The sequence below is a fragment of the Mesorhizobium prunaredense genome (genome assembly GCF_900156895.1).
GTDB lineage: Bacteria > Pseudomonadota > Alphaproteobacteria > Rhizobiales > Rhizobiaceae > Mesorhizobium > Mesorhizobium prunaredense.
This window is the reverse complement of record NZ_FTPD01000005.1, coordinates 1-21966: the sequence shown is the minus strand read 5'-3', so window position 1 is coordinate 21966 and position 21966 is coordinate 1. Positions and strand designations below refer to the sequence as shown.

The following is a 21966-nucleotide window of genomic DNA, read 5'->3' as shown; positions in this document are numbered from 1 at the left end:
GCGTGTGAACTCGAAGTGCTCGCAGGCTGTGATGGCTCACTCATTGTAGCAATCGAGGTGACAGAGCTCGCGATCGATCAGGGAGTGGTGGGATGTTGCAAATGTTCGCGGATGATGCCCTCTGGTTGCAGCCTAAGGAATTCACGCAGGATTATCTGGCATCGCTGTGCATCGCATTGTCGCAGATCGATACGGATGCCGTGCAGGAGGCGATACAGATGCTGCGCGCCGTACGCGATGCGGGCGGCACAGTCTTCGTCGCCGGCAACGGCGGCAGCGCAGCGACCGCCTCCCACTGGGTCAATGACCTCGGTAAGGCCACGAAACGCTCGGGAAGGCAGCCAATCCGGGTCATGGGCCTGACAGACAACGTCTCCTGGATGACGGCGCTCGGCAATGACGAAGGCTACGAGCGTATCTTTGCCGGCCAGATGGAGAACTTCGCCAAGCCGGGTGACGTGCTCATAGTGATTTCAGCCAGCGGGAACTCGCTTAATCTTGTGCGGGCAGTCGAACTCGCTCGCGAAAGGAAGGTAGCCACCATCGGCATTGTCGGTTTTGACGGCGGCACGCTTAAAGAGCTCGTCGATCAGCCAGTATGGGTGCGGTCTGAAAAAGGCACCTACGAACTCGTCGAGGACGCCCACGCCGCGATCTGTCATGCCATCACGCGATACCTCGTCGCCGACCGACCGGAGTGCGGTCAATGAATATTGTCCTGCCGACCTCTCCCTGCCTGCAAAAGGCAGATGTCGAGGGCCGCACCTACAGCCGGCCGCGCCAGGCGGTCATCCTGGCCGGCGGGCGTGGCACGCGCATGCGGCCGATCACACTCGACCGCCCGAAACCAATGGTGCCGGTGCTCGGCCGCCCTTTTTTGGAATACCAGATCGAACAGCTGCGGCAGGAGGGGTTCGAAAGGGTTCTTCTTCTACTCGGGTATTTGCCCCATGTGGTGATGGACCACTTCGGCGACGGCAGCAGGTTGGGCCTCAGTATCGAATATGCCGTCACCCGTCCCGACGACCTCACCAGCAGCCGGGTATCCAATGCCCGTCACCTCATAGATCCGTGCTTCCTGCTGCTGTATTGTGACAATTACTGGCCGATGCGCATGGAGCGGCTGTGGCAACGCTTCTGTGCGGCCGGCAAGCCTGGAATGATCACGGTCTACAGCAACAAGGACGGCTATTCACGCGGCAGCGTGATCCTTGATGCGGACGACAATGTGACCGTCTTCGACCGGCTCCGCACCACGCCCGGGCTGCAGGGAGTCGAGATCAGCTATGCCATACTGACCGATCTCGCCCTCGAACTCCTGCCCGACGAAGACACCCTCTTCGAGGAGGCCATCTACACGCCGCTCGCGACGCAGCATCGCCTCGCCGGCTTCGTGAGCGAGCACCGCTATTACAGCGTGGGCTCGATCGAGCGTCTACCCGCGACGGAGCGCTTTATGAGGCGCGAAAAAACCATGCTCGTAGATAGGGACGGCGTACTCAACTGCAGACCGCCACGAGCTCAATATGTGTGTTCGTGGGACCAGTGGGAGTGGGTTCCGGGTGCAAAGCAGGCGTTGGCCCTTCTGAACGAGGCCGGCTACCGCATAGTCATCATCTCGAACCAGGCAGGGATAGCGCGCGGAGCGATGACCGCCGCTGATCTCGAGGCGCTTCACCAGCGCATGTGCGCCGAGTCCGAAGCCGTCGGCGGCAAAATCGCGGAGATCTACCACTGCCCACACGGCTGGGACGACGGCTGCGACTGCCGCAAGCCCAAACCCGGCATGCTGTATCAGGCACAGCGCGACTTTGATCTCGACCTCACACGCACACTCTTTGTCGGCGATGACGATCGTGACCGTCAAGCGGCCGAAGCCGCGGACTGCCTATATGCGCAAGTAAGCGAGCAATGCTCGCTTCTGGACCTCACCCGTCAACTCCTTTCGAAAGCGGAGCAGGGCAGACATGAATGAACCAACACGCGTTCTCGTCACCGGACACAATGGATATCTCGGTTCTGTCATAGTGCCCGTGTTGCAGGCAGCGGGCTATGAGGTGGTCGGGCTGGACATGGGATATTTTCGTGCGTGCACCCTGGGAGCCGACAATACCAGTGTGCCCGAGATCACAAAGGATCTGCGCGCCATCGAACCCCCGGATCTCCAGGGCTTTGACGCGGTGATCCATCTGGCGGCACTCTCGAACGACCCGATCGGAAATCTCAACGCGGATTGGACGAGGCAGATCAATGCGGAAGGGACAGTTCGTCTGGCCACGATGGCCAAGGCGGCCGGCATCCGGCGGTTCCTATTTTCCTCCTCCTGCATCATGTATGGCATGTCGAAAGCCGCCGTCGTCGACGAAACCGCCCCGCTGGCGCCGCAAACAGAGTACGCAAGATCGAAGGCTGTTGCCGAAGAAGCGCTGCGCGCGCTGGCGGACGACCGGTTCTCGCCCGTCTATTGCCGCAACGGCACCGTCTATGGTCTCTCGCCGCGAATGCGCTTCGACACCGTGCTGAACAATTTCATGGGCAGCGCCTTCACAACTGGACGTGTCGAAGTCCATAGCGATGGCACGCCATGGCGGCCCGTGGTTCATGTCCAGGATGTCGCGCGCTATTTCAAATTGATGCTGGAGGCGCCGCTACAGGACATCCACAATGAGGCGTTCAACATGGGTGTTGAAAGCCTCAATCTTCAGGTGCGCGAGATAGCGGAGATCGCCGTTGAGGCCGTCCCCGGCGCGCAGCTCACATTGGCACCGAAGCCGGGCGCGGACCAAAGGACCTACAAGGCGGACTTCAGCAAGTTCTCACGGACTTTCCCGGATTTCGAGTTTCAGTCGACGGCACGAAAGGGAGCGCAGGAGCTTTACGAGGCGTTCCGCTCGATCGCACTTAGATTTGAAGACTTTACCGACAAGCGATTCACGCGGCTGCGCTGGCTCGATCATTTGCTCAAGGCGGGGATGCTCGATGATCAGCTGCGCTGGCGAACCGCACAGCCGCGTGTTGCCTAATTTTCATTCCGTTGATTTTCGAGAGGGCAAAATATGGAACAGCTAGACGATACCAAAGCCGTGGGGCGCCGCTCAGGACTGGACCTTCCGACCATCATCGATCGCGCTGCACAGCGTCTACCGTCTCTCGTCCTGACGCGCACTCCTATGCGCGTCAGTTTTGCTGGCGGCGGTACCGACCTGCCCGATTTCTACAATCTCGGCTGCGGCGCGGTCTTCAGCGCGGCAGTGGACAAGTACATCTATGTCACCGTCAAGCGTCACAGCGAGATCTTTAATGAACCCATCCGCTTGAACTATTCACAGACAGAGCAGGTAAACACCATAGGGGAGATCAAGAACAACATCGCTCGCGAATGCCTGCGTTTCCTGGAGATCGAACCGCCGATTTACATCTCGACGGTCGGAGACATGCCGGCCTCGACGGGCATGGGGGGGTCGAGCTCGTTCACGGTGGGACTGCTCAACGCCCTGCATGCATTCCGGGGAGAACGTGTCACCCCTGGCCAACTCGCCGAAGAGGCATGTCACATCGAGATCGACATCCTCAAGGAGCCGATTGGCAAGCAGGACCAGTATGCCGCCGCGTTCGGGGGCATGAACCTGTTCCGCTTCCAGCCTGGCGGCGCGGTAACGGTCGAGCCGCAGCGGGTGCGCAATGGCGCCGTCGAACATCTCTTCAGCAACCTGATGATGTTCTGGACATCGCATCAGCGACCGGCCAGTTCCGTGCTGGCAGAGCAGAAGGCGAACACGTCAAGCAATCTCGATACGCTCAGGCGGATGCGGGATGATGCCTTCATGCTTCAGGAGATCTTTTCGGAGCCCGTCATCGACATAGAACGCTTCGGTGCCGTCCTTCACGCAGGGTGGGAGATGAAGCGGAGTTTGGCGTCCCGCGTGAGTAACGCGGCGATCAATGGCCACTACGACCTCGCCAGGGACGCAGGTGCGGAAGGCGGCAAGCTGTGCGGCGCCGGCGGCGGCGGGTTCCTTATGTTCGCGGTCAAGCCGGAACGCCGGGAAAGCGTAAGACGCGCACTTTCACACCTAGCCTATGTGCCTATCGGCTATGAAGTCCACGGCTCGCGGCTCTTGCATCCGGCGCAAGTCTAATGCCGTCCCGCGATCGCACAAGCGGATCGCCGGCGCGAGCAACCATCAGGAGAGCGTCGGAGATGCGACCCGACGTGACACTCATTTGATCAATGGATCTACGATGCTTTTCACAACGACCGATATTCCCGGCGCCACCCTGGTGGAACTGCAGAAATTCGAAGACGAGCGGGGCTTTTTCGCACGCGGCTGGTGTTCGCGGGAATTTGCGGAGCAGGGACTTCCGGATCATGTCGTGCAGATGAATATTTCATACAACAGGCACAAGCATACACTGCGCGGCTTCCACTACCAGCTGGCTCCCCATGGCGAGGACAAGATGCTTCGCTGCATCCGGGGCAGCCTGTACGACGTGCTGATCGACCTGCGGCCCGAGTCACCCACCTATAAGCAGCACCTCACTGTGGAACTTTCCGTGGCGAACCAACGGATGCTGGTGATACCGAAGGGCTGCGCGAACGCCTTTCTCACGATTGAGGACCACACCGAGGCCACGTATCTCGTCTCCGAATTCTATGCACCGGCAGCCGAACGCGGTGTTCGTTGGAACGATTCTGCTTTCGCCGTGAAGTGGCCAGTAGATGAGCCGGCGGTGATCTCAGATAAGGACCGGACTTGGCCAGACTACGCCGAATGACCTTTCCCGGCGACGAACTTGCGGGAGCGCTACAGAGGAGACGCAAATGTTCATCGTCGACAGGGAGTTGGAGTTGCTCCAGGCTGAGGGGCGTCCAATTCGCGTGGGTATGGTGGGGGCCGGTTTCATGGCCCGAGGCATCGCGATGCAGATGCTGCGATATGTTCCGGGCATGGAACTCGTAGCCATTTCCAACAGACACGTGGAAAAGGCGCGAGAGGCCTATGCCGCTGCAGGCGCGGACGATGTGACGGAGGCGACCAGCACCAAAGCGCTTGAGGATCTCGTGGCCCGCGGCCGCCGCGCGATCACGGCGGACCCGATGCACATTTGCGAGGCCGAAGGCATCGACATCGTCGTCGAGGCGACAGGCGCGATCGAGTTCGCTGCCCAAGTCACAATGTGCGCGATCCGGCACGGCAAGCATGTCGCCCTGATGAATGCCGAACTCGACGGCACGATCGGCCCAATCCTGAAAGTGTATGCCGACCAGGCAGGCGTGGTCCTCACCAATGTGGAGGGGGATCAGCCGGGCGTCATCATGAACCTCTACCGTTGGGTCAGGGGCCTGGGCATACGTCCCGTGCTTTGCGGGAACATCAAGGGCCTGCACGATCCCTACCGAAATCCGACGACCCAGGAGGGATTTGCCAAGAAGTGGGGGATGAAGGCCCCGATGGTCACCTCCTTCGCGGACGGCACGAAGATCTCATTCGAGAACGCCATCGTCGCCAACGCCACAGGCATGCTGGTGGCCAAGCGCGGCATGTACGGGCCTGTGGTCGAGCCCGGGACCCCGATCCAGGAGGCGGTCGGCTGGTATCCGCTCAATCAGCTCCTCGAGGGGCCGGGGATAGTTGATTATTGTGTCGGCGCCATGCCTAACCCCGGCGTCTTCGTTCTTGGCACCACAGAGAATGCCGTCGAGAAACACTATCTGTCACTCTACAAGATGGGCCCCGGGCCGCTCTACTGTTTCTATTGGCCTTATCATCTGTGTCATTTCGAGGTGCCCTTCACGGTGGCGAGGGCCGCGATCTTCCGCGATGCTGCGATTGCGCCCCTGGGCGCGCCGACCGTTGACGTTGTGGCCGCCGCCAAGCGGCACCTTAGTGCCGGAGAGATCCTCGATGGCCTCGGACATTACATGACCTATGGCCTCTGCGAGAACGCGCCGACGGTGCACGCCGAGCGGCTGGTGCCGATCGGGCTCGCCGAGGGCTGCCGACTGCTGCGCGACGTCAAGCGCGACGAGGTGCTCGGCTATGACGACATCGAGCTTCCGACAGGGCGGCTGTGCGACGGACTGCGCCGGGCGCAGGATCTTGTCTTCTTCGGCAGCTCTGCCGCGTCAGCGCAGCGCGAGGTTCTTACAACCGCTTAGTTAGCGGGATGTTGCGCAGACCGAGCCCGAGGAGGTTCGAGATGGCCGAACCGATGGCGCGAACGCTATCCGACTTCCATTACCTGAAGCATGCCGCCGCGCTTTGCCTCCTCTTTGTGGGTACGACTTTCCTGGCCCTTAACCCGGATTGGATCGACAGGCCCCTCGTAAAGGCCATTAACACCGTAGCGAGCAATCAGCCCTTCGCCAGCCGGCTCGCTTTCGGTACCGTCTACCCAACAACCGAGGGCGCTATAGTTGTGTCCTTGCTTTGGTATTGCTGGTTCGCCCATGACAGGCCGGAATCGAGGGCAAGGCTGGTGAGCGGCGTCTGCGCAGCTGTCCTCGCGGCGCTCGTCGCGCATTTCCTGCAGGGCACTCTGCCGACGACGCCAAAGCCGATTTTTGACGCCGCACTTGGGCTTCATATCCCGGAGGTTCTGGGCGACGCTGCCGTTCTGCGCTCAGCGCCGTTCGCCGGCAGCCCCGGGTTCCCCAGTGAGCGAGCGGTTCTGTTCGCGGGTTTAGCGATCGCCATTCTTCTCGTTCGCTTCGAACTCGGACTCCTCGCCCTGGCCTGCACCTTGGTGATAGAGCTTGCGCGAGTCTACTTGGGGCTGCATTACCCGACCAATGCTCTGGGTAGCCTCGCCTTGGCCGCGACCCTGGCATGGCTAGCACAAACGCGCCCGAGCCTTGAACTCGGCGCCTTGTTTCTCCGGTGGGAGCGCGGCGCCGCACCAAGCTTCTATCTGTGCAGCTTTCTGGTCTCATACCTTGTTATTGCGTTTCAGGACTTGCGCGAACTTGCCAAAGGGCTTCCCCAGTAGGAACTGGTGTGAAGCCGGCCAGGAAAAGTCATCTTGGCCAAGCAACAACAATCATGCTGAAGGGTTCGCAACAGCGGCGAATTACTAAGGCTCCCCATACGGCTTCCACTGCCCCTATTACCTCTGCCATTTCCAGTACCCACTACGTCGCGCGGCCGCTGTTCAAAAAGCCCGATCGCTCCGCTCGGCGAGGCCCAGGGTCAATTTCGTTCGAACCGCGAAGGCCCGCCCTCCCCTGCGTTCAGCTCCGCAACGAACAGGATCACCACTTCTTCGGCTCCGCAAGTAGCCGGCACGCAGCCCTCGGACAGGCGCATCGGCGTAGGGACTCGTGAGCCGGCGATCGCAGCGGGGCGGCTACTTCCTATGCAGCGGGGCGAAGACGTTGGCCGAGCCCAAGGCGACGTTCCCGCAGCATCTGTTACGAACGCCGAGCGATGGGGATTACCTCCTTTTGCTGGAGTGCCTGCCACAATGACACTCTGGTCGCGGGAGGAAATGATGTAGAATTCACAGGGCGATAGCCGCGCCACGTTAGTCAGACTGAACCCATCTGGCGCTCTCGTCCATTTTGGACATGGTGAGGACGGCGCAGTCCAAGCGGAACAGCTACTACAAATAAGCCAGAGGCACTATTGATGTACAATCCAGATTGGCTCCGGTATAGTAAGCGCGTTGTAAGAGCGGCCTTAGGCTTCGATCATCTTCTCCGGCCAGAATGCTCTGTTCCTACACAAAAACTCGGCTCCGAATATGGAGGTTGGGTGGTTGCGGTCGAGCCTCTTCTAGGTACTCCCTCCCCTATTGTTCTTTCATTTGGCTTAGGGGACGACATTTCATTTGATCAGGAAATAAGCAAAGTATTCGGCGCAAAGGTCTTTGGGTTTGATCCGACTCCGGCCAGTCTTGACTGGATTGCCGTTCAGGCATTACCCCCCACTATGCGGATCTACCCCCTGGGAATATCTAATTTCGACGGGGAGCAGGCGTTTGCTGTGTCCGAAGATGATACACGCGGCAATTTTTCCACGAAGTTGGTTACAGGCAAGAGCATTGTCTGCAACGTGAGGCGTTACTCTACTATCCTGGATATGCTCGGACTGACAACTATCGATGTGCTGAAACTCGACGTTGAGGGGTCAGAGCTCGACGTCCTTCCAGAGGTGCTTGGATCTGATGTCTTACCGAGACAGATTCTCGTCGAGTTTCACCACTGGTGGCACCGCACTCCGGTGGAGCAAACCTACCGAACAGTGGAAGCGATAAAGGGCCAGGGGTACACCCTGTTCCATGTTTCTCCTGCGGGCCACGAATTGTCATTTTTGCTGACGTGATAACAAGCCTTACGAGAACTTTCGACAACCCCAACAAGCGCCCCGACGCCACGCTTGCCAGGTGACCCGAGATGCGGGCTGGACGCGAACGTTTCTCAGCCGGCATGGCCCGCGCCGCACTGGTCAAACGACCCACATGTTCGGCATTGCCGACGGCAGCATCGGCGGCGAGCAGCTCGCGGAGAAGCGGTGGCGCAAGCGCTTGTGAACTGACGGCGCGCGGCGGGCGGCTACGTCCGACGAGGCTAGCCAAGCAGAAACGGGACGCACGGGAAGTAGCCGTGACGGGTATTGAGCGGTGGGATTACCTCCGTTTGGTGGCGTGCCTCCCACAATGACACTCTGGTCGAACAAAGCGCTTTCGCCTTTCATTTGAGGAGTGTGGGGGCGGACCGTAGGTCGACGGCGCAGCCCTCAACGATTGGATGGGACACGATGACAGATCGCATTGCGCTCATAACTGGTGTGACCGGTCAGGACGGTGCATACCTTGCCAGACTGCTGCTGGAGAAAGGCTATACTGTCCACGGACTGAAACGCAGATCCTCCTCCTTCAATACCGAACGCATCGACGACATCTACGTCGATCCGCACGAACCGGGCGCACGCTTCTTTCTCCACTACGCCGACCTGACCGATGCGACCAATCTCATTCGTATCATTCAGCAGACGCGCCCAACCGAAATCTACAATCTTGCCGCCCAAAGCCATGTCCAGGTAAGCTTCGAGACCCCGGAATATACCGGCAACGCCGATGCCCTTGGCACACTCAGGCTGCTTGAAGCCATACGCATCCTGAAGATGGAAGAGCGGGTGCGCTTTTATCAAGCGTCAACCTCCGAGCTGTTCGGCAAAGTCCAGGAGGTGCCCCAGACGGAGAAGACGCCGTTCTACCCGCGCTCTCCCTATGCGGCGGCCAAACTCTATGCCTATTGGATCACGATCACTTACCGTGAAGCGTACGGAATGTTCGCTTCCAATGGCATACTGTTTAATCATGAAGGCCCCACGCGCGGCGAGACGTTTGTGACCCGCAAGATCACACGTGCGGTTGCAGGTATCGAGCGAGGCTTTCAGTCCACCCTCTATCTTGGAAATTTGGACGCGAAACGCGACTGGGGGCATGCTCGCGACTATGTGGAGGGCATGTGGCGGATTCTTCTGCACGCCGAGCCTGACGACTTCGTCCTCGCCACGGGCGAAACCCATTCGGTGCGCGAGTTCGTGGAACGTGCCTTTCGGGCAGTCGGCCGCGTCATCGTCTGGGAAGGTAAGGGGGTGGACGAGATCGGCCGGGATGGCAAGACGGGAGAGATCCTCGTCCGAGTCGACCCACGCCATTTCCGTCCGACGGACGTCGATCTCCTGATGGGAAATCCGGCGAAAGCCCGCTCAAAGCTCGGCTGGTCGCCTAAGACGACGTTCAGCGACCTCGTGGCGGAAATGGTGGCCGCCGATCTGAAACGTCTCGAGCGAGAGACCTGGCACATGGACAGTAGCGTCTAGAGTGGGCCACCGGTCATGGACTACACTTATCGGCTCGACGCAAAACGCGTATTCGTGGCTGGCCACCGCGGCATGGTCGGCTCGGCTGTGGCGCGGCGATTGGAGGAGGAAAACTGCGAGGTCCTAATGGCTCCGCGCGACGTTCTCGACCTTCGAAATCAGGACGCCGTGTATCGCTGGATGACAGAAACCAGGCCCGACGCCGTGGTCCTTGCAGCCGCAAAGGTCGGCGGGATTCTCGCCAACGATCGCTATCCGGCCGATTTCCTGCTCGACAACTTGCTGATCGAAACGAATGTCATCCACGCCGCGTTCCGGTGTGACGTCGACAGACTGTTGTTCTTGGGCTCATCCTGCATCTACCCGAAGCTGGCGCCACAGCCGATCCTGGAAGACGCGCTTCTCACAGGCCCCTTGGAACCCACCAACGAGTGGTACGCTATCGCCAAGATCGCCGGTCTCAAGCTGTGTCAGGCCTACCGCCGCCAGTACGGTGCCGATTATGTTTCGGCAATGCCCTGTAACCTATACGGTCCAGGCGACAACTTCGACCCGGAGAATAGCCACGTTGTCCCCGCACTCATACGCAGGACCCACGACGCGAAGATCGGGAGAGAACCGAGCCTGACGATCTGGGGATCCGGCAGACCGAGACGCGAATTCCTCCACGTGGACGATGCCGCCGACGCCATTGTCCACATGCTCAAGACTTACTCTGCCGACGGCCACCTCAATGTCGGTTCGGGCCAGGATATCTCCATCCTGGACCTCGCAGTGCTTATCGCCGACGTCATTGGCTTCACGGGTGAGATCCAGACGGACTCGGCAAAGCCAGACGGGACACCTTGCAAGCTGATGGACGTCAGCAAGCTGTTCGCAACCGGATGGCGACCAAAGTATACGCTTCGTGCAGGCCTGGAGCTGACATATGCTTGGTTCAAGTCGCACACTGAGATTGGCGATCTGCGGCTGAAGGCCGTATAGGCGGTGTGGCGCGACGCCGGTCTACCGCACAAGACGTAGTGAAGCCGCCGATCACCGGAATCATGCATGGCTCACCGATCATCAGGAGATCGGAACAATCGCACGTGACCGCGGCCGCGGTTATGGCGAAGCGGCGGCGAAGGCGTTGCCGCACGCGATCGCAACAGAGTATCATTGCTGACCGGCACCACCAGCCGCTTGGCAATGCTCGCGGCCGGCCTGCCGCCGAGCGCCAGCCCCAAATGGTGAACGACACATTCCAGACACGAGGTCCGGCGGGATCTCTCCGCGACAACTCCGTCATCAAACCGTTCGGCAAATATCCGTCGTCGACAGAGCGGTGCACTACAGACGAAGCGTCTTGCGACCAGTCGAAGCTCGATCTTCTTGCCACGGCAGGTCCGAAACCGTCCTGACATATTGGCTATGGACACGGCTCGATGACTTTCCGCACAGCGGACAACCCGCTCTTTGACTCCAGCGCGCGCTGAAATCACGATCACGTCCTCGCCCTCGGCGGTACTCTCGAAGATTGATCCGGCCGGGCGACAAACACAAAATGTTCGTCATGGCGCTGATTCCCCTCAGAAAACAGCACCACGCCGTCATGCAAAATCATCGAATTGAGTCAGACCCCTATTCCACGCCGAAACACAGCAGAGTTAGCCAATCGGCTGGCCAGTCGCGCCCGGTCAGCGATCCGTTTCGGTCGTTTCGCGGCGAGCTGGCTGTGGCGCAGCCTGATCCAAAGCGGCCGTTTTTTGATGGATCGCGATCGTGTTAGCAACTAGGAGCCGTAGATGGTGATCGGCTCGAGGGCCTGGATGATGAAGTTGGAAACAGCCCAGCCATTCTGCGAATGCAATGCCGGAGCCGCAGACGGTTCGAGGCGCTGCGTCGGCAAACCAAGATCTCCGTCTCTTCGTTGCGTTCGATCGCTTTTGTCCCGTTTGCCATCAAAGAAGTTCTCCTGCAGCGCAGCAATACTGGCCATTGGACGCTGGCGGCGAGGCTCACGATAAGGCAGAGCCTCGCCCGTCAACCCGTGCTCGACCATTTCGGGACGGGATGGCCACCATTGAAAGCCACGCGCCATGGCCATGAATACAAAATACAATTCCGACCCCTTCGCTCCTTCGTCACTGGCGGCTCGCTGCAGATCGGGCAACTGACCAGCGCGCATGCGCCGATTCCGAATGAACCGATGGAAGTGATCATGAGCGATCAGGTCGCGAATTCGAACGCGACCGGATGGCATACGACTCTCGATAGCTCGACCCTTCGTCGATGCAGATGCAGATCGACGAGATGCAGCTCTATCAAAAGGCAGATAGCGGCGACACTGTCACGGGCCACCTCACTCCCCCGACGACTGGCACGACCGGGACCGAGACTGGGTCTGGGACCGGGACCGGGACTGTCCCTCCTTCCGGCGACAACCAGCGATGGCACCTTGTACGGCACCAGCGGCGCCGATGTACTTAAGGCAACCGGTGCGCAAACGATGATCGGCTATGGAGCGCTTTGCCCAGCGCGTCAATCGGACCGTGCGCCATGAGAACGAATAAGGAACATTTCCCTTGCTCGTCAAGACTGGCCGTGGGATCTTTCAAGCAATCTAAGTGAGACATTCCGATGAACGACGAGCTGATCCGGCTTCCCGGTGCAATGGAGCCTTTCACGCGCCCCGGCATTCAGCACCATAGGTGCGAGCACCCGGGCTGCGGCAAGAATGCCGGATGGGGCTTTGCCAAGCCGCGACAGACGCCGCACTGGTTCTGTTTCGAACATCGTGCCGAAGGGGAGCGGTTTCTGTAGACGGCTACAACCAGAATGTCCGCCTTTTTTCGCGTCTGGCACGTCACCGTTTAGCGGTTTCAGCATCCCGCTCGTCGCGTCTGAAGGTCCTCTTCACCGCGCAAGTGCTTCACGCGGGCCTTGATCCCCGGCTTGACCCACTGGGTTGCCGGCCGCTTTGGCATGTTCTTGGGCGGTGGCCCGGCATGTTCCTGGACGCGCTTCCACAGCCGCTCCCGCATCTCGCGTTTGACGCTCACAAACGCACTGCCGACATATTTCCGAGTGCCTGGCTCAGCCATCGGAGCAAACGCCGGCTTGCCCTTCTCGCGTTCAACTCCGAGAAGCTCCAACTCGCTTTCGGTGAAGGATTTTGTCTTCAGCCAATTGGTGGTCGGCCCGCTGCGATATTTGCTGTCTCGACGCTTTGATACCATCCCTTCCAGGCCAGCCGCGTCGATCAGATGATAGATCGCGTTGGCTTCGCCCGGCATCGTCTCACTGAACTGGATGCGGCTATCAGATCCTATAAGGCCGGCCAGGATTTCCCGCCGATCCTCAAGCGCGCCGATCCTCAAGCGCCATGTCGCGCAAGTCGTGGCCGTTGAGATGCAGCAGATCGAACGCGACGAAATAGAGGTCGTGCTGGCGCCTGGTGATTGCCTTGCGCAGCGCGGCAAAGTCCGAAAGGCCAGCCTCATTCAGGACGACGACTTCGCCGTCGATGATGGCGTTCTGTACGTTAAGACCTTTGGCTGCCTCGACCAAATCGCGATATTTGGAGGTCCACTCGAGTCCGCGGCGGGTGAAGATCCGCGCACCGCCGGCGTCGATGATGATCTGGGAGCGGTAGCCGTCGAATTTGGCTTCATGCATCCAGTCATCGCCTTGGGGCGGCTTGGCTACCAAGGTGGGCATCATCGGAGGAAGAAACTCGAGCCGGCCGGCGCCGGTACTTACAATTTTACGCACCCAGTCAATACTAGGTACAAAGCTTATATTAGCCAGAGTGAACCGAACGTGATTCCAAAGCCCCCGGCGGGCGCGTGGCCAAGTGCGCGTGCTTATGGAAGATCGCAATCTTGTCGGGATAGGTAATCCGGATCTCGCGTCCGCATCCGTCGCACCGGTAACGGGAAACGCCCCGAAACCAGCTGCCGTTCTTGATGACGGTGAAGTTGCACTGCGGGCATAGGAAGGTCAGACCAACCGAGGAAAGCCTTTGAGAGAGACACATTGCAGGACTTCGCTTTGCATGAGTTCTGTTGCGCTGAACGGCATCGTCTTCGCGCCAGCCCCACAACCTCGGACGGCCTCAAACGTTCCTTGATTGGGCTTCGGTCCCTGAAAGGTGGGACCTAAGTCGGACCTTGCTATCGCAAAGGACAGGGCTGGGTGCAGCCCGGGAACCGCGACTGCCGGCCGATCGTTGCTCGCCATGTGCTCACAGGAGGAGACCCATGGAGAATAGTGTCCACCAAGCTCGATGGCTACTCGCTCCGGTGTTCGCCCTATCGATCACATTCCTGGCGATAGGAATCATCATTAGCTAGGGGCCCAACTTGAGATCTGCGCAGCAAAGTCCCTTCCTGCGCTGATATGCGACCACCCGCCATTCCTCGATTTGGCGGGTGGTCTGCAGAAAAGAACGCTGTCCCGCAAGGTAGGCATCATCGGAGGAATGAACTCAAGCCGGCCGGGTCCGGCACTCACTCGTTTGCGCACAGGTTCGAGTCTAGGCTAATCCGATTTGATGGCTAGGGGAATGGACCATGACCATTTTACTAAATTAGCAATGATGCATGAAATGCCATATAATTCGCCCCAGCCGGCGAAACTAAACGGCCCCACGCCCCCCGCTGGCTAGGCGCGGCGGCCCGATAGTCACCCCGAACTGCTATCGGGCCGTCCCCTAGAAAAATCGCACGACGCTGCGATCTACCGGGAATGGGTCACCAACGTCGGGAGACGGGACGCCTACGCGCGTACGGCCCACATGTTATGCGAACTCATTGTGCGGTTGCGGTTTGCAGGACGCATTGAGGACCACGTCGCGGATTTACCGATCACCCAGGCAGCACTTGGTGATGCGGTGGGTTTGTCCGCGGTTCACGTGAACCGCACGCTTCAGGCGCTACGAGGTGACAGGCTGATCGCCACGTCAGGTACAAAGTTGCGTGCTCTCGATTGGCCGGGTTTGGTTCAGGCAGGGGAATTCGATCCGACTTACCTGCACCAGAAGGACCGTGACGTGGCATTCTGATGACGGAAGCCGATATGCCAAGATATTTCTTTGATAGCGGCGATCACCAGCATCTCGTGGAAGACAACACGGGTCTGGAATGCGAGGGGATTGAGGCAGCGCGCAATGCAGCCGTCGAAGGATTGACTGAGCTGGCAAGAGACGAACTGAAAGGTCCCGATGGGCAGCAACTCATCATGGATATAAGGGACGAGAGTGGCAGAAAGGTTCTGAGGCTTAGCCTGTCCCTGGTGATCGAACCGCTTGAGGTAAATGCCGTCTCGCCGACATCCAACAAAGATGAACCTCGACGTCGCGGTTGATCTGACCAGGAGAACGACATGGCCGACGACAAGAGCAAGCGAGACTTGCGCGATCGCAATCGCGTGTCCGCCGACGACGATTACGAAGTGGAATATTTCGCTCGCGAGAATGGGTGTGACAATCTAGCAGGTCCGCGAGCTCATCAAGGCCAAGGGCAACGATCGGGTCAGCCCTCATAGAAGCCGCGAGGGCATTGCGGGAGCGGAATGAGATACCGGACCAGCAACGAAGGCACGGGATTTTCGAGGCAAGGACCACGATCAGCCGATCAAGCCTGCGGCGGAGCATTACGAGCATTGCCCCATATGCGGACAGGATTTCGATATGCGCGATCTCGGCCAGGTGCTTCATCATGCGAAGCCCGAGCATCAACCGCTGCAGCCTGTGAATTGAAAGTGTGCGACATCCGGTGTTTCAACAGCGCGCACGCGAGTGAGCCCGAGTTGGAGGAACCCTCCTCCTCGGCAGCAGCCTCGAAGGCCTTCCTTACGTCGTCGGGCGTGAGCGCACATAGGCGCGGCCCTACTGATGCCGCGCAAGCCGGTCCATGGGTGCGTTTACTTCGGCCAGACTAGCCAGCGCTTGCTCGACTTTTTGAGCCGAGGCGTCAGTGCGCTTGATGTGCCGAATCATTTGTTGCCTCAGCCGCACAAGCCTTGCGGCGCGATATACGTCGCCGTATCTCGCAGTTTCAAGGTGGAGAGTCGCGAGCCTCATGGGCGACGATTCCGATTATCTAGCAGTAGAATTCGCGAATCCGCCTTTCGTTCCGATGTCCGACCTTGCCTCGCAAAGGGCTGGCCGGACGGCCACGACGATCGAGCCGCATCCCTGCCAAAAGGAGATCGTCCGTGATGCTACTCAGTCGACCGCCGGTCCAACCAGACGGTAGCGGAAGTGATTGCGGATGTGCTCGTTGAAGTAGCGGCCCTTGGCAAAGGCGGCCTTGAACGCGGCAAAGGTCTCCGGCGGCACTTCCTCGGCGCGCGGCTCCTTGGACGCAGTGTGCTTGGCTAAGAGCCTGTTTGTAAATTCTGCTCCGACGACCAACTGATGGCGTTTTCTGCGCTTCCGGTGCTAACGGACCCAAATGTCCGCTGCGCTCCGGCTCTCGAAACCACCACCATATGACTCGCCGGAGCGACTTTCGAAACAGCTCTTAACAGCCAATTCGCTCGCCGGAAGAAATTGACACCGACAAATCGAGTTGACTGTTCCAACACAACGAGCGCAAGTCAATCTAACAAATTGCGATGAACATATCGGGTTTTTCGAAATGATATTTCGGAATGCTTCAATGATGACTTCAGCATTCATGAGGTATGTTTAGATGGAGATCTTCAAATGAGTGCTTTATTATCAACCGACTTCAATTTTACAGTTACCGAACCATTGGCCCGCCGATCTCTAATACGAAACCCATCGCCTGCCTCAGGCCAAGCGCCAGGTTCGAATGCTCTGTCGCAGCATGCTTATGACGAGCATTGGCTGCAGGACTTGCTGTTTCGGCATCCCGCCTTGATCGTGGCCGACCGGCTTGACGCCGGCTTGGGCGATGTCGTGCCCTTATGCCGGGAACTCGCCATTCCTCGTGCAGGCGGGACAGTGTTCGCGGATATTCTGGGCGTGGCAAGGACCGGCCGACTGATCATTATTGAGTGCAAGCTTTGGCGCAATCCGCAGGCGCGCCGCGAGGTATTGGCACAAATCGTCGAATATGCCGCCCTACTGCGCCGCTGGAGCTTTGGCGATCTGACCGCGAGGCTGAAACGGAAGTTGGCCGTTGCAGAACAAAATCCGATCTTCGACCTGGCGAAGGCAAAATGGCCTGAGCTTGAAGAGGCCCCTTTCGTCGATGCCGTGACGAGATCACTGAAGCTCGGTGACTTTCAGCTCATTATCGCCGGAGATGGCATCCGCTCGGATACGCACGCGATTGCCGAGCATTTAAATTCGCAAGGCGCCGGCCTGGCGCAGCTGACATTGCTTGAGATCCAGCTTTGGCAGGCGGCCTCCGGAAACCTGGTTGTACTGCCTTCCGTGCCGCTACGCACCGAAGTTCTCCAGCAAAGGGTTTTGGTCGACGGCGGTGGCATGCCGCTCCAACTGGTGACACAGGAAATTGGCGAGATCCAAGCTACCGAAAACATGGAAAGCGTTGTCGATCCGGAACGCGGTAGTCGGCGAGGCATCAATCGCGCATTCTGGCAGCGCTTCATAGACCAGGTTCAGTTCGACCATGCCGACCAGTTGCCTGCGCGCCACGGCGGCGACAATTGGGTCAGGATTCCGCTGCCCGAGCCGCTCGGGTGGATAACTGCCTTTCGCTCGGCCGGCACCAGAGCTGAGGTCGGCCTGTTCCTGACCTTCAAGGATGAGGATGGGCAAATCCTATTTGACGAATTCAACAGCGACATTGCAGACATGCGTGCCGAAAGCGGGCTTGATCTGACTGTGAGGTTCAAATCCGTCGCACCATTTTATGCTGAGCTTGGACTGTTCAGGTCACGATCGGAATTTGCTGACGATGAACAGCAACTCGACTGGCTCTGTGATGCCGCAAATCGATTTGTCTCCTTGATCCGGCCGCGGCTCAGTGTGCTGGCGGAGGCCGCCGAATGACGAGGCTTCTCAAATGGGAACGACTGGCCCTGGAGGGCGACTTCTCGGCGATGCCCACGCCGTTCGACTGGGATCAGTCGGGCCGCTTCGCCCATTTCCTGAACGGGTATGAGGTCGCCGGAGGAATGGACCCCCTTGCCGACCTTGCCCTCACCATGTCAGCGCAGGCCCGCAAGACTGGCAAATGGGAAGGCAGTGCGCTGGATCTTTGGCTCTGCCTTTTCTTCCAGCATCGAGCACATCGCCACACAGGCTCCGAAGGCGGCGATCCGAATCTGGACGCGCTCTGTGAAACGCTACGTCTGGCTCTCATCCGGCTGACGCCGGATGAAGCCCGATCATTGGCTGCGTGCGTCAAACAGGACGCCATTTAGGCGACGTGTGTTGGCCCTTTGCCGCGCTCGATCTCGGCACTCGCTTGATCAATGAACTCTTGCACATCGGCCGTTCGCGGCTTGATCTTCTGCATGCCGTCGAAATTTTTTGTTGCCCCATACTTACACAAAATCGGTGATTGTGAATCCCAGCTTAAACGTTGGCGAAGCCACTCTGTGAATTTCGGGTATAGCTGTTTTCGGTGGTTTTTTCGAATCGCTGATCCTGCGAATCCTTGGACCAGGCGCGGTGCCAGCCGCGGCGCGCATGACGTTCAGAGGATCTCATGACCACCAACATCACCACAGTTTCGATCGACGCACTCATCCCTTACCGCAACAACGCTCGCACCCACTCCAAGAAACAAGTCCGACAAATCGCCGACAGCATCGAAAAATTCGGCTTCACCAATCCGGTCCTGGTCGACGAAAGCAAGAACGTCCTTGCCGGACATGGCCGTCTGGCAGCGGCGCGCCTGTTGGGATGGAAGCAGGTGCCAACTCTTTCCATCACCCATCTCAACGAGACGCAAAAACGCGCCTACATAGTTGCGGACAACCGCATCGCCGAGAAAGCCGGCTGGGACAAACAAACCCTGGCGATTGAGCTGCAGGCGCTCGTCGATCTCGACTTCAATGTGAGCCTCACCGGCTTCGACATCCCTGAGGTCGACCTGATCATCAGTGAGTTCTCGCCCGACAATCAGGACGATGAAGTCGATGGGGATGAGCTGGGTCTTCCGGAAAAATCAGCAGGATCAGCTGTAGCGCGGCCTGGCGATCTGTTTCTCCTTGGCGAGCATCGATTGCTTTGCGGAAACGCGCTTTCGGCAGAGGATTTCGAGACGCTGATGCAGGGCGAGAAAGCGTCCGTCTGTTTTACCGATCCGCCCTACAATGTTCCGATCGGCGGACACGTCAGTGGTCTTGGCAAGGCGAACCACCGGGAATTTGCCATGGCTTCCGGCGAAATGTCCGACGACGAGTTCGCAAGATTCCTGGAGCAGTCGTTCTCACTGATTGCGGTTTCGTGCAAGCCGGGCGCGATCGCCTTCGTATGCATGGACTGGCGTCATATTGCGGAGACCACATTGGCAGGCAAACAAATGTTCGGCGATCTGCTCAATCTGTGCGTCTGGAACAAGACCAACGCCGGCATGGGCAGCCTCTACCGCTCGCAACACGAGTTGGTTTTGGTGTTCAGGAACGGCAAGGAACCGCATCGCAACAACGTCGAGCTCGGCAAACACGGACGTCATCGCAGCAATGTCTGGACCTATCGCGGCGCCAACAGTTTTGGCGCTGACCGGATGGAAGATCTCGAAGCGCATCCAACCGTCAAGCCGGTCAACCTGGTAGCCGATGCGCTGCTCGACGTCAGCCGGCGTGGCGACGTCGTGCTTGATCCCTTCGGCGGCTCGGGGACGGCGCTGCTCGCGGCGCATAAGACTGGGCGCCATGCACGCCTCATCGAGATCGATCCACACTATTGCGATCTGATCATCCGCCGCTTCGAAAAGCACACGGGCAAGCAGGCAACACTTGCCGCCACGGGCGAGACTTTCGAGGAGTTGGGCGAGCAGCGTGGGAGCGTTGAAGCCTCCGGCCCACTCGCCAAAACAGCATCCGCGCTCTCGGCTCCTGAAACCGTGGGAGGCGTGTTGTGACCGCCCGTAGAAAGAAGCCGGCCGACTACCCGATAGGCTACGCCAAGCCTCCAGCCGAAACGCGGTTCAAGAAAGGAATGTCAGGCAATCCGAAAGGCCGGCCGAAGGGGAAAATGAACATGAACACCATCATACGCGAGACGCTCTTTGGGCCGATCCAGATCCAGCAGAACGGCAAGACGACGACGGTAACCGCCTTTGAGGCCATCCTCCTTAAAATGCGCAACAACGCGCTCTCAGGCGATTTCCGATCGGCGGTGCAAGCCCTTCAACTCGCGTCGCGCTCCATCGATCCCGATGAAGCCAACCAGGCTGACAAAGAGGTCAATCCGCTCGATCAACAGACGATGATCGAGATGATGCGGGACTATCTCGATCACAAGATGCCGCCATCGCACGAGAGCGAAGAGGGCGCCCACAGCGCGCTGCGTTCTGGCGGCGAGCAGCGAGAAGACGTCGAATGAACATCACCCTCCCTCAACCAGCCGCTCCGTCAGCCACGGCTGCGCCAATGAGCGCCATTCAGATGCTCTTCGCTGCGGCACGCGACGATCTCGCGGTCTTCGTCGGGCTGGCATTCTCGGCTGTCGAGCCCGGCGGTAAGTATCTACCGAACTGGCACATCCGCGCGATTGCATATCAGCTTGAGCGGGTGTCCAAGGGCGAGTGCAAGCGCCTGATCATCACAATGCCGCCGCGGTCGTTGAAGTCGGTCACCGCATCAGTCGCGTTTCCTGCATGGTTCCTTGGTCGCGATCCATCGAAGAAGGTGATCTGCGTCTCGTATGCTCAATCGCTTGCGGTCAAACATGCCAACGACTTTCGCACGGTCGTCGACAGCGCGTGGTACCGCTCGATGTTTCCGTCCTTCAAAGTCAGCCCACGCAAGAATACCGAGAATGAATTGCAGACGACGCTCGGCGGCAACCGCCTGGCGACCTCCACCGGCGGTCAGCTGACGGGCCGTGGCGGCGACATCATCATTATCGACGACCCTTTGAAGGCCGACGAGGCGCATTCGGAATCGGCTCGCAACAAGTGCGCCGAATGGGTTCGCACAACCCTAATGTCGCGCTTCGACAATCCCGCTGCCGGCGCCGTCGTCCTTGTCATGCAACGATTGCATGTCGACGATCTGGCAGGCGTCCTGCTGGAGACTGGCGGCTGGGAGCATCTGAACCTTTCGGCGATTGCCGAGCAGGACGAGCGTGTCCAGACGGGCAAGGATCGCTGGAATGATCGCAAGTTCGGCGATCTGCTGCATCCTGCGCGTCTCGGACATGTGGAATTGGAAAGACTGAAGCGAGATCTGGGCTCGCTCACCTTTTCCGCGCAGTACCAGCAGTCCCCTGCCCCGCCGGACGGCAACATGGTCAAGAGGGTGTGGTTTCGCGACTACGATCCACACCATCTCGATCGTCGGTCGATGACCATCGTCCAAAGCTGGGACACGGCCGTAAAGGGGGACCCCAGTTGCGATTACTCTGTCGGAACGACGTGGGCGCAAGACGGCAATAACTACTATCTCATCGATATCGTGCGCCTAAGAGCGGCCTATCCAGATCTCATCAAAGCAGTCAAAAGATCCCTGACCGAGCATGACCCGGACATCATCCTCATCGAAGATGCCGGCTCTGGTTCGAGCCTGATCGCCGACCTGGACAGTCAGCAGATCTCAACGACGCCCATCAAAACCCGCATCGACAAGGAAAGCCGTCTATCACGCGTTGCCGCGATGATAGAAAACGGCAACGTCCATCTGCCGAAGGATGCCCATTGGAAAGACGACTTCCTGCTGGAGGTGCTCGCATTTCCGCATGGAAAGCACGACGACCAAGTCGATTCCATGACCCAGGCACTCATCTGGATGAAAGACGACAAGCCGACGGGGAGGTTCTATGTCGGCACGGCTTGAGGCGTGGCCACTGTCGATCTGACTGAATGTCAGAAATGGGCCCGACAGCGGACAGGCGGGTTCTGATCTCCCGATTTAGCAGAGCAGACATTCATTTCCGCACACCCATTGTCGTGACCTTACCCGAAGCGGCCCTTCCTGGACCGAATTTCCTTCCGGAAGCCGACGTTCACCAGAACCACCAGTCCTGACCCAAGGACGAAGCCGCTCG

At 59.0% G+C, this 21966-nt stretch carries 24 protein-coding genes; 19 read left to right on the top strand and 5 right to left on the bottom strand.

Annotated features, from left to right (window positions below):
• Positions 1 to 101 precede the first annotated feature (101 nt).
• From BQ8794_RS04220 to fcl, 10 genes are all read left to right on the top strand, one after another.
• A complete protein-coding gene (locus BQ8794_RS04220; RefSeq protein WP_167378621.1) occupies positions 102 to 710 on the top strand; it encodes an SIS domain-containing protein in 609 nt (202 codons plus the stop codon).
• Positions 707 to 1975, top strand: coding sequence for an HAD-IIIA family hydrolase (locus BQ8794_RS04215; RefSeq protein ID WP_077373558.1), 1269 nt, complete (start codon positions 707 to 709; stop codon positions 1973 to 1975). Before BQ8794_RS04220 ends, BQ8794_RS04215 begins: the two co-directional genes overlap by 4 nt.
• Positions 1968 to 3023: an NAD-dependent epimerase/dehydratase family protein gene (locus tag BQ8794_RS04210; RefSeq protein ID WP_077373555.1), complete on the top strand. Its 1056-nt coding sequence runs from the start codon at positions 1968 to 1970 to the stop codon at positions 3021 to 3023. Before BQ8794_RS04215 ends, BQ8794_RS04210 begins: the two co-directional genes overlap by 8 nt.
• A gap of 33 nt (positions 3024 to 3056) precedes the next feature.
• Positions 3057 to 4139: a GHMP family kinase ATP-binding protein gene (locus BQ8794_RS04205; protein ID WP_077373552.1), complete on the top strand. Its 1083-nt coding sequence runs from the start codon at positions 3057 to 3059 to the stop codon at positions 4137 to 4139.
• 103 nt (positions 4140 to 4242) lie between these two features.
• Positions 4243 to 4776, top strand: coding sequence for a dTDP-4-dehydrorhamnose 3,5-epimerase (gene rfbC / locus BQ8794_RS04200; protein WP_077373549.1), 534 nt, complete (start codon positions 4243 to 4245; stop codon positions 4774 to 4776).
• A 46-nt stretch (positions 4777 to 4822) separates the two neighbouring features.
• Complete coding sequence (locus tag BQ8794_RS04195) at positions 4823 to 6160, top strand: NAD(P)H-dependent oxidoreductase (RefSeq protein ID WP_077373545.1); 1338 nt, start codon at positions 4823 to 4825, stop codon at positions 6158 to 6160.
• A gap of 41 nt (positions 6161 to 6201) precedes the next feature.
• A complete protein-coding gene (locus tag BQ8794_RS04190) occupies positions 6202 to 6990 on the top strand; it encodes a phosphatase PAP2 family protein (protein ID WP_143744460.1) in 789 nt (262 codons plus the stop codon).
• 638 nt (positions 6991 to 7628) lie between these two features.
• The gene (locus BQ8794_RS04185) at positions 7629 to 8324 is read left to right on the top strand and encodes an FkbM family methyltransferase (RefSeq protein ID WP_077373539.1); all 696 of its coding nucleotides are present in this window, start codon (positions 7629 to 7631) and stop codon (positions 8322 to 8324) included.
• Positions 8325 to 8759: 435 nt separating this feature from the next.
• Positions 8760 to 9830 (top strand): GDP-mannose 4,6-dehydratase, encoded by a 1071-nt coding sequence (gene gmd, locus BQ8794_RS04180; protein WP_077373536.1) that lies wholly within the window; start codon positions 8760 to 8762, stop codon positions 9828 to 9830.
• A 15-nt stretch (positions 9831 to 9845) separates the two neighbouring features.
• Positions 9846 to 10814, top strand: a complete 969-nt coding sequence (gene fcl / locus BQ8794_RS04175) for a GDP-L-fucose synthase (protein ID WP_077373533.1) — start codon at positions 9846 to 9848, stop codon at positions 10812 to 10814.
• 787 nt (positions 10815 to 11601) lie between these two features.
• On the opposite strand, the gene BQ8794_RS04170 is transcribed toward fcl, so the two are convergent.
• Positions 11602 to 11997, bottom strand: a complete 396-nt coding sequence (locus tag BQ8794_RS04170; RefSeq protein WP_077373529.1) for a hypothetical protein — start codon at positions 11995 to 11997, stop codon at positions 11602 to 11604.
• Positions 11998 to 12449: 452 nt separating this feature from the next.
• Between BQ8794_RS04170 and BQ8794_RS04165 the strand changes: the two genes are divergently transcribed.
• Positions 12450 to 12632: a hypothetical protein gene (locus BQ8794_RS04165; RefSeq protein ID WP_077373526.1), complete on the top strand. Its 183-nt coding sequence runs from the start codon at positions 12450 to 12452 to the stop codon at positions 12630 to 12632.
• Between the two features lie 59 nt (positions 12633 to 12691).
• Here the strand turns inward: BQ8794_RS04165 and BQ8794_RS37545 are convergent, their stop codons facing one another.
• The 3 genes from BQ8794_RS37545 to BQ8794_RS37260 all read right to left on the bottom strand — a co-directional run bounded on the left by BQ8794_RS37545 (position 12692) and on the right by BQ8794_RS37260 (position 13848).
• Entirely contained in the window at positions 12692 to 13189 is a 498-nt protein-coding gene (locus BQ8794_RS37545; protein WP_483189058.1) for a hypothetical protein, read from the bottom strand.
• Positions 13170 to 13487, bottom strand: coding sequence for an ATP-dependent DNA ligase (locus BQ8794_RS37540; RefSeq protein ID WP_483189057.1), 318 nt, complete (start codon positions 13485 to 13487; stop codon positions 13170 to 13172). Before BQ8794_RS37540 ends, BQ8794_RS37545 begins: the two co-directional genes overlap by 20 nt.
• A 124-nt stretch (positions 13488 to 13611) precedes the next feature.
• On the bottom strand, positions 13612 to 13848 hold the full coding sequence (locus BQ8794_RS37260) for a transposase-like zinc-binding domain-containing protein (protein WP_077373523.1): 237 nt from the start codon (positions 13846 to 13848) through the stop codon (positions 13612 to 13614).
• A 759-nt stretch (positions 13849 to 14607) separates the two neighbouring features.
• Between BQ8794_RS37260 and BQ8794_RS04150 the strand changes: the two genes are divergently transcribed.
• From BQ8794_RS04150 to BQ8794_RS04140, 3 genes are read left to right on the top strand one after another with little or no spacing between them, the layout of a single operon-like run.
• Positions 14608 to 14874: a helix-turn-helix domain-containing protein gene (locus BQ8794_RS04150; RefSeq protein WP_077373520.1), complete on the top strand. Its 267-nt coding sequence runs from the start codon at positions 14608 to 14610 to the stop codon at positions 14872 to 14874.
• Positions 14874 to 15176, top strand: coding sequence for a DUF6894 family protein (locus tag BQ8794_RS04145; RefSeq protein WP_174654362.1), 303 nt, complete (start codon positions 14874 to 14876; stop codon positions 15174 to 15176). The genes BQ8794_RS04150 and BQ8794_RS04145 overlap by 1 nt, the downstream gene beginning before the upstream one ends.
• Positions 15177 to 15194: 18 nt before the next feature.
• Positions 15195 to 15356, top strand: a complete 162-nt coding sequence (locus BQ8794_RS04140; protein ID WP_143744459.1) for a DUF3606 domain-containing protein — start codon at positions 15195 to 15197, stop codon at positions 15354 to 15356.
• Between the two features lie 682 nt (positions 15357 to 16038).
• Here the strand turns inward: BQ8794_RS04140 and BQ8794_RS04130 are convergent.
• Positions 16039 to 16227 carry a KTSC domain-containing protein gene (locus BQ8794_RS04130; RefSeq protein WP_077373514.1) on the bottom strand — a complete coding sequence of 63 codons (189 nt, stop codon included), beginning with the start codon at positions 16225 to 16227 and terminating at the stop codon, positions 16039 to 16041.
• A 294-nt stretch (positions 16228 to 16521) separates the two neighbouring features.
• Here BQ8794_RS04130 and BQ8794_RS04125 point away from each other — a divergent pair, with 294 nt between their 5' ends.
• The 5 genes from BQ8794_RS04125 (at position 16522) to terL (ending at position 21755) form a co-directional block, all read left to right on the top strand.
• A complete protein-coding gene (locus tag BQ8794_RS04125) occupies positions 16522 to 17799 on the top strand; it encodes a PDDEXK family nuclease (RefSeq protein ID WP_143744458.1) in 1278 nt (425 codons plus the stop codon).
• Positions 17796 to 18173 carry a hypothetical protein gene (locus BQ8794_RS04120; protein ID WP_077373508.1) on the top strand — a complete coding sequence of 126 codons (378 nt, stop codon included), beginning with the start codon at positions 17796 to 17798 and terminating at the stop codon, positions 18171 to 18173. Before BQ8794_RS04125 ends, BQ8794_RS04120 begins: the two co-directional genes overlap by 4 nt.
• A 287-nt stretch (positions 18174 to 18460) precedes the next feature.
• The gene (locus tag BQ8794_RS04115; protein WP_077373505.1) at positions 18461 to 19840 is read left to right on the top strand and encodes a site-specific DNA-methyltransferase; all 1380 of its coding nucleotides are present in this window, start codon (positions 18461 to 18463) and stop codon (positions 19838 to 19840) included.
• Positions 19837 to 20304 (top strand): DUF5681 domain-containing protein, encoded by a 468-nt coding sequence (locus tag BQ8794_RS04110; protein WP_077373501.1) that lies wholly within the window; start codon positions 19837 to 19839, stop codon positions 20302 to 20304. Before BQ8794_RS04115 ends, BQ8794_RS04110 begins: the two co-directional genes overlap by 4 nt.
• The gene (gene terL, locus BQ8794_RS04105; RefSeq protein WP_077373498.1) at positions 20301 to 21755 is read left to right on the top strand and encodes a phage terminase large subunit; all 1455 of its coding nucleotides are present in this window, start codon (positions 20301 to 20303) and stop codon (positions 21753 to 21755) included. Before BQ8794_RS04110 ends, terL begins: the two co-directional genes overlap by 4 nt.
• The last annotated feature ends 211 nt before the right edge of the window (positions 21756 to 21966 follow it).